The organism is Pseudomonas sp. WT-JTC (assembly GCF_056711565.1).
Window position 1 is genome coordinate 102984 of sequence record NZ_CM160042.1, and the last position, 7017, is coordinate 110000.

Genomic DNA, 7017 nt, shown 5'->3' on the forward strand with positions numbered 1-7017 from the left:
AACACCGTTACCGGATCGGTAACAAAAGCATAGTTTGTCCGACGATTTGCGCAAACAAAAACGCCCCGACAAGTCGGGGCGTTCCGGGTGCCGCGCGGGGTTAGTCGACGGCTTTGACCATGTCTTCGATGACCTTTTTAGCGTCGCCGAACACCATCATGGTTTTGTCCAGGTAGAACAGTTCGTTGTCCAGGCCGGCATAGCCGCTGGCCATCGAGCGCTTGTTGACGATGATGGTCTTGGCCTTGAAGGCTTCGAGGATCGGCATGCCGGCAATCGGCGATTTCGGATCGTTCTTCGCCGCCGGGTTGACCACGTCGTTGGCGCCCAACACCAGCACCACGTCGGCCTGACCGAACTCGGAGTTGATGTCTTCCATCTCGAACACCTGGTCGTAAGGCACTTCCGCCTCGGCCAGCAACACGTTCATGTGCCCTGGCATACGCCCGGCCACCGGGTGGATCGCATACTTCACGGTCACGCCGCGATGGGTCAGCTTCTCGGTCAGCTCCTTCAGCGCATGCTGGGCCCGGGCTACCGCCAGGCCGTAGCCTGGAACGATGATCACGGTATCGGCGTTGGTCAGCAGGAAGGTGGCGTCGTCGGCCGAACCGGATTTCACCGGGCGGGCCTCCTTGGCGCCTGCCGGACCTGCGTCCGCCGTATTGCCGAAACCGCCGAGCAGTACGTTAAAGAAGGAGCGGTTCATCGCCTTGCACATGATGTACGAGAGGATCGCACCGGACGAACCGACCAGCGAGCCGGCGATGATCAGCATCGAGTTGTTCAGCGAGAAGCCGATGCCCGCCGCTGCCCAGCCGGAGTAGCTGTTGAGCATCGACACCACCACCGGCATGTCGGCACCGCCGATCGGGATGATGATCAGCACGCCGAGCACGAAGGCCAGCGCCAGCATCACGCCGAAAGCGGTGAGGTCGCCGGTGAGCATGAACGTCACGCCCAGGCCCAGTGTGGCGAGGCCCATCAGCAGGTTCAGCTTGTGCTGTCCGCCGAACTGTACCGGTGCGCCCTGGAACAGGCGGAACTTGTACTTGCCGGAAAGCTTGCCGAACGCGATCACCGAACCGGAGAAGGTGATTGCACCGATGGCGGCACCGAGGAACAGCTCCAGGCGGTTACCGGCCGGGATCGCGTCACCGAGTTGCTGGACGATGCCCAGCGACTGTGGCTCGACCACGGCAGCCACGGCGATGAACACCGCGGCCAGGCCGATCATGCTGTGCATGAAGGCGACCAGCTCGGGCATCTTGGTCATTTCGACGCGTTTGGCCATGATCGAGCCGACAGTGCCGCCGATCAGCAGGCCGACGATCACGTAGACGATGCCGTCGTGAGCCAGTTCGGCACCTAATTTATAGATCAGGCCGACCGTGGTGAGGATCGCCAGGCCCATGCCGAGCATGCCGAACAGGTTGCCGCGCCGCGACGTGGTCGGGTGCGACAGGCCCTTGAGCGCCTGGATGAAGCAGACCGAGGCGATCAAATACAGGGAAGTTACCAGGTTCATGCTCATGCTTGCTGCACCTCAGCCTTGATTGCTTCGGCCTTGGCTGCCGGAGCTTTTGCTGGAGCCGCTTTTTTCTTGAACATTTCCAGCATGCGGCGGGTCACCAGGAAGCCACCAAACACGTTGACCGCGGCCAGGGCCACAGCCAGGGTGCCCATGGTCTTGCCCAACGGCGTCACGGTGAGAGCGGCGGCGAGCATCGCGCCGACGATCACGATGGCGGAGATGGCGTTGGTGACCGCCATCAGTGGCGTGTGCAGTGCAGGTGTAACGTTCCAGACCACGTGGTAGCCGACGTAGATGGCCAGCACGAAGATGATCAGGTTGTAGATACCGTGAGAGATCAGCATGTCTTCCATTGTTTTTATCCTCAGCCGTTCTTGCGCACGATCTGGCCGTCGCGGCACATCAGGCACGCGGCGACGATATCGTCTTCAAGGTTGATCACCAGTTGTCCTTCTTTATCGAACAACAGTTTCATGAAGTCCAGCAGGTTGCGGGCATACAGCGCCGAAGCATCGGCCGCCACGGCGCCAGCCAGGTTGGTCGGGCCAACGATGGTCACGCCATTTTCGATGACCACCTGATCGGCCACGGTCAGCGGGCAGTTACCGCCCTGGGCTGCCGCGAGGTCGATGACCACCGAACCCGGTTTCATCTGGGCCACGGTTTCCGCGCTAAGTAGCGTCGGTGCCTTGCGGCCCGGAATCAGTGCGGTGGTGATGACGATGTCAGCCTGCTTGGCGCGTTCGTGCACGGCCGCGGCCTGGCGCTGCATCCAGCTGGCCGGCATGGGGCGGGCGTAACCGCCGACACCCACGGCGCATTCACGCTCTTCGTCGGTCTCGTAAGGCACGTCGACGAACTTGGCGCCGAGGGATTCGATCTGCTCTTTTACCGCCGGACGCACGTCAGACGCTTCGATCACCGCACCCAGGCGCTTCGCGGTAGCGATAGCCTGCAAACCGGCCACACCGGCACCGAGAATCAGCACGCGCGCCGCTTTCACGGTGCCCGCAGCGGTCATCAGCATGGGCATGAAGCGCGGATAGTAGTGCGCGGCCAGCAACACGGCTTTATAGCCGGCGATGTTGGCTTGCGAGGACAGCACATCCAGGCTTTGGGCGCGGGAGGTGCGAGGCGCCGCCTCCAGGGCAAAGGCGGTAATCCCGCACTCGGCCAGCTTGGCGATGGTTTCGTTGCTGAACGGGTTGAGCATCCCCACCACAACGGTGCCGCTTTTAATCAGCGCCAGCTCGCTGTCGCTGGGCGCGACCACCTTCAAGATCAGCTCTGCGCCAAACGCGTCATTGGCGCTGCCAATGGTTGCGCCTGCCGCTGCATAGGCACTGTCGACAACGCTGGCGTTTACGCCGGCGCCGCTTTGTACAGTGACCTTATGACCCTGGCTGATCAGCTTCTTGATGGTTTCCGGGGTTGCAGCAACCCGTGTTTCACCGGTCTGGGTTTCGAGAGGAACACCAATGTGCACGTCAAATCTCCTGCGTGATCTTATTGAGTAAACCCATGCACTACGGATGGTGCGGCTGGGGCGGCCGATCAGCACGATCCCGCCAAATCAGGGCGGGGCGCGGCATTTTGCAGGCGAACTTTGTGCCCTTCAAGGGATTATGACGGGTGACGGAAAATTAACTACAAGTCACCCCGTGACCGAATGTCGCAACCAACTGGCTCAATCCCTTGCAGGTCGTGCTTTTCAAGGATTCTGGCCGAAATTTAAGAATTTACACATCGGCCGTATGAATGATGCGGCATCGCTTCGAAATAGTGGCGCAAAGCCGCGTCCTCAGGCGCTTGTGGGACGTTTGTACGACTTCTCGATACAGTTTGCTGGTATGCGACAAATACGTATATCTGTAGGGCTTATTTTTATTTGACTACGAGGTCAAGTATCGATTGAAGGCCTTTATCCCTCTAGGCTGTAGCTGTGCGCCTGATTTACCAGCCAGTCCCGAAATGCCTTCAAAGACGCGGATTCGACCTTTCGCTCGGGAATCATCAGGTAATAAGCCTTGATGCTGGACAGTGCTTGCGGGTTGGCGATCACCAGGCGTTTTTCTTTCAACTCCCGTTGAATCAGGAACGGCGGAATCAGGGCAATGCCCATGTCGTGCATGGCCGCTTGGGCGAGCATGGAGAATAGCTCGTAGCGAGGGCCTGTCATGTCTCGCGGGACATTCAGGTGTTGGGAATCGAACCATTGGCGCCAGGCATAGGGGCGCGTGGTTTGTTGCAGAAGAGGCAAATCGGCGATTTCGCCGGGTGTCAGACTGGTCTTGCTTCCGAGTAGGTCGGGGCTGCAAACGGGCATCGGATTTTCACCCATCAGCCTGTGAGACTCTGTACCTGACCAATCCGCATCACCGAAGTAGATTGCGGCATCAAAATCAGTATCGGCGAACAGGAACGGCCGCGTGCGGTTGGTCAGGTTGACCGTCACTTCCGGGTGTTTTTGCTGAAAGTCCTTGAGTCGCGGCAGCAGCCATTGGGTGCCGAAGGTCGGAACTACGGCCAACTCGATCACGTTGGTGCCCTGCTGGCCCATCACCGACAAGGTGTCGCGCTCAACCGCATCGAGTTGAGTGGCCACTCGACGGCTGTAGGAGAGACCGGCTTCCGTCAGCTTGACCCCGCGCCGCGAGCGTCGGAACAGTTCCACATTGAGGAACTCTTCAAGGCTGGCGATCTGTCGGCAAATCGCTCCTTGGGTCAGTGAAAGCTCCTGGGCGGCCTTGGTGAAGCTCTCGTGGCGCGCTGCGGCCTCGAAGCTGATCAGGGCGGTGGTGCTGGGTATCTTCCTGCGCATGTACGTCAACCTCACTAATACATCGCATAAAGGCTATTTTGCGACGTTTCGGAGTGAGAAATTAGCACAACAGTATGCGAAATCCTCGTTTGCCGTAGCGCCGATCCGGGCCTAGGATCAGTCCACGTTATTTGACCCGATTCGAGAGGACACACTCATGGGCGGTAAAGCTAGCTTCAACTGGATCGATCCCCTGCTGCTGGATCAACAGCTCACTGAAGAAGAACGCATGATTCGCGACACGGCTGCGCAGTTCGCTCAGCAGAGCCTTGCGCCGCGCATTCTTGAAGCTTTCCGCCATGAGAAGACCGATCCGGCGATCTTCCGCGAAATGGGCGAGGTTGGTCTGTTGGGCGCAACCATCCCCGAGCAGTACGGCGGCAGTGGCCTGAACTACGTCAGCTACGGGCTGATTGCCCGTGAAGTCGAGCGTATCGACTCCGGCTATCGCTCGATGATGAGCGTGCAGTCCTCGCTGGTGATGGTGCCAATCAATGAGTTCGGTACCGAAGCCCAGAAGCAGAAGTACCTGCCAAAACTGGCCTCCGGCGAGTGGATCGGCTGCTTCGGTCTGACCGAGCCTAACCACGGTTCCGACCCGGGCGCGATGATCAGTCGTGCGCGCAAAGTGGAAGGTGGCTACAGCCTCACTGGCAGCAAGATGTGGATCACCAACAGCCCGATTGCCGATGTGTTCGTGGTCTGGGCCAAGGACGATGCCGGCGATATCCGCGGCTTCGTTCTCGAGAAAGGCTGGAAAGGCCTGAGCGCTCCGGCGATTCACGGCAAGGTTGGCCTGCGGGCATCGATCACAGGTGAAATCGTCATGGACAACGTATTCGTTCCGGAAGAGAACATCTTCCCGGATGTCCGTGGCCTGAAAGGTCCTTTCACCTGCCTCAACTCGGCGCGTTACGGCATCTCCTGGGGTGCGCTGGGTGCGGCCGAGTTCTGCTGGCACACCGCTCGCCAGTACACCCTGGATCGTCAACAGTTCGGTCGTCCATTGGCCGCCACTCAGTTGATCCAGAAGAAGCTGGCCGACATGCAGACCGAAATCACCATGGCGCTGCAAGGCTGCCTGCGTCTGGGTCGTATGAAGGATGAGGGGACTGCGGCGGTCGAAATCACTTCGATGATGAAGCGCAACTCTTGCGGCAAGTCCCTGGACATCGCGCGCATGGCTCGCGACATGTTGGGCGGCAATGGCATCTCCGATGAGTTCGGTGTAGCGCGTCACTTGGTCAACCTGGAAGTTGTGAACACCTATGAAGGTACGCACGACGTCCATGCACTGATCCTTGGTCGTGCGCAAACCGGCATCCAGGCGTTCTATTAACAGGAGGACGTCCATGGGCGCGCTATCGCATCTACGGGTACTGGATTTATCGCGGGTGCTGGCCGGGCCTTGGTCCGGGCAGATCCTGGCCGACCTTGGTGCCGAAGTGATCAAGGTCGAGCGCCCGGGTAACGGCGATGACACGCGCGCCTGGGGGCCACCGTTCCTGAAAGACGCTTATGGCGAGAACACCAGCGAGGCCGCCTATTACCTGTCGGCCAATCGCAACAAGCAATCGGTCACCATCGACTTCACACGCCCTGAAGGGCAGAAGCTGGTGCGTGAGCTGGCGGCCAAGTCGGACATCCTGATCGAGAACTTCAAGGTCGGCGGCCTGGCGGCTTATGGCTTGGACTATGAGTCGTTGAAGGCGATCAACCCGGATCTGATCTATTGCTCGATCACTGGGTTCGGCCAGACCGGTCCTTACGCCAAGCGTGCGGGTTATGACTTCATGATCCAGGGGCTGGGCGGCCTCATGAGCCTGACGGGTCGACCTGAAGGCGAAGAAGGTGCGGGGCCGGTGAAGGTCGGCGTAGCGCTGACGGACATCCTGACCGGGCTGTATTCGACTGTCGCGATCCTGGCTGCGCTTGCGCATCGGGATCACGACGGCGGTGGTCAGCATATCGATATGGCACTGCTGGACGTGCAGGTGGCTTGTCTGGCTAACCAGGCAATGAACTACCTGACAACAGGCAATGCGCCTAAACGCTTGGGTAATGCTCATCCGAACATCGTGCCCTATCAGGATTTTCCTACGGCGGATGGTGACTTCATTCTTACCGTTGGTAACGATGGACAGTTCCGCAAGTTCGCGGAAGTGGCCGGGCAGCCACAGTGGGCGGACGATCCGCGTTTTGCGACCAACAAGCTGCGGGTAGCGAACAGGGCTGTACTGATTCCGCTGATCCGCCAGGCAACGGTGTTCAAGACTACCGCTGAATGGGTGGTGCAGCTGGAACAGGCTGGCGTGCCATGCGGGCCTATCAATGACCTGGCGCAGATGTTTGCCGATCCTCAGGTCAAGGCGCGCGGGTTGGCCATCGAGTTGCCGCATGCGCTGGCTGGCATGGTGCCGCAAGTGGCCAGTCCTATTCGGTTGTCCGAGACTCCGGTGGAGTATCGGTATGCGCCTCCTTTGCTGGGTGAGCATACGCTGGAGGTTCTCCAGCGGGTGCTGGGTCTGGATGCGGGGACGGTGTCAGCGTTCAAGGCGTCTGGTGTGCTTTGACCTCTCTTCTATATAGAGGGGCGCTTTCGCTCCTCTATATAGGACTCCATCGGGGCGTTTTGCGCCTTTCTGCAAGTTATTGATAGAAA

The 7017-nt window shown here is 59.6% G+C and carries 6 protein-coding genes; 2 read left to right on the plus strand and 4 right to left on the minus strand.

The window, feature by feature from the left end; all coding sequences use genetic code 11:
• Window positions 1–100: 100 nt before the first annotated feature.
• The 4 genes from AC06G5_RS00530 to AC06G5_RS00545 all read right to left on the minus strand — a co-directional run bounded on the left by AC06G5_RS00530 (window position 101) and on the right by AC06G5_RS00545 (window position 4355).
• Window positions 101–1534: an NAD(P)(+) transhydrogenase (Re/Si-specific) subunit beta gene (locus AC06G5_RS00530; RefSeq protein ID WP_413428892.1), complete on the minus strand. Its 1434-nt coding sequence runs from the start codon at window positions 1532–1534 to the stop codon at window positions 101–103.
• On the minus strand, window positions 1531–1887 hold the full coding sequence (locus AC06G5_RS00535) for an NAD(P) transhydrogenase subunit alpha part 2 (RefSeq protein ID WP_008064823.1): 357 nt from the start codon (window positions 1885–1887) through the stop codon (window positions 1531–1533). Before AC06G5_RS00535 ends, AC06G5_RS00530 begins: the two co-directional genes overlap by 4 nt.
• 11 nt (window positions 1888–1898) lie before the next feature.
• Window positions 1899–3020 (minus strand): Re/Si-specific NAD(P)(+) transhydrogenase subunit alpha, encoded by a 1122-nt coding sequence (locus AC06G5_RS00540; RefSeq protein ID WP_413428893.1) that lies wholly within the window; start codon window positions 3018–3020, stop codon window positions 1899–1901.
• A gap of 435 nt (window positions 3021–3455) precedes the next feature.
• Window positions 3456–4355, minus strand: a complete 900-nt coding sequence (locus AC06G5_RS00545; RefSeq protein ID WP_413428867.1) for a LysR family transcriptional regulator — start codon at window positions 4353–4355, stop codon at window positions 3456–3458.
• 157 nt (window positions 4356–4512) lie between these two features.
• On the opposite strand from AC06G5_RS00545, the gene AC06G5_RS00550 reads away from it, so the two are divergent.
• Both AC06G5_RS00550 and AC06G5_RS00555 read left to right on the plus strand, forming a co-directional pair.
• Window positions 4513–5694, plus strand: coding sequence for an acyl-CoA dehydrogenase (locus tag AC06G5_RS00550; RefSeq protein ID WP_008018499.1), 1182 nt, complete (start codon window positions 4513–4515; stop codon window positions 5692–5694).
• Between the two features lie 13 nt (window positions 5695–5707).
• Window positions 5708–6928 (plus strand): CaiB/BaiF CoA transferase family protein, encoded by a 1221-nt coding sequence (locus AC06G5_RS00555; protein WP_413428868.1) that lies wholly within the window; start codon window positions 5708–5710, stop codon window positions 6926–6928.
• Window positions 6929–7017: the final 89 nt, after the last annotated feature.

What these genes read in the sequence shown, in the direction of transcription:
- AC06G5_RS00545 (WP_413428867.1), bottom strand. Translation starts at nt 4,355, where the DNA reads ATGCGCAGGAAGATACCCAGCACCACCGCCCTGATCAGCTTCGAGGCC.
- AC06G5_RS00530 (WP_413428892.1), bottom strand. Translation starts at nt 1,534, where the DNA reads ATGAGCATGAACCTGGTAACTTCCCTGTATTTGATCGCCTCGGTCTGC.
- AC06G5_RS00555 (WP_413428868.1), top strand. Translation starts at nt 5,708, where the DNA reads ATGGGCGCGCTATCGCATCTACGGGTACTGGATTTATCGCGGGTGCTG.
- AC06G5_RS00535 (WP_008064823.1), bottom strand. Translation starts at nt 1,887, where the DNA reads ATGGAAGACATGCTGATCTCTCACGGTATCTACAACCTGATCATCTTC.
- AC06G5_RS00550 (WP_008018499.1), top strand. Translation starts at nt 4,513, where the DNA reads ATGGGCGGTAAAGCTAGCTTCAACTGGATCGATCCCCTGCTGCTGGAT.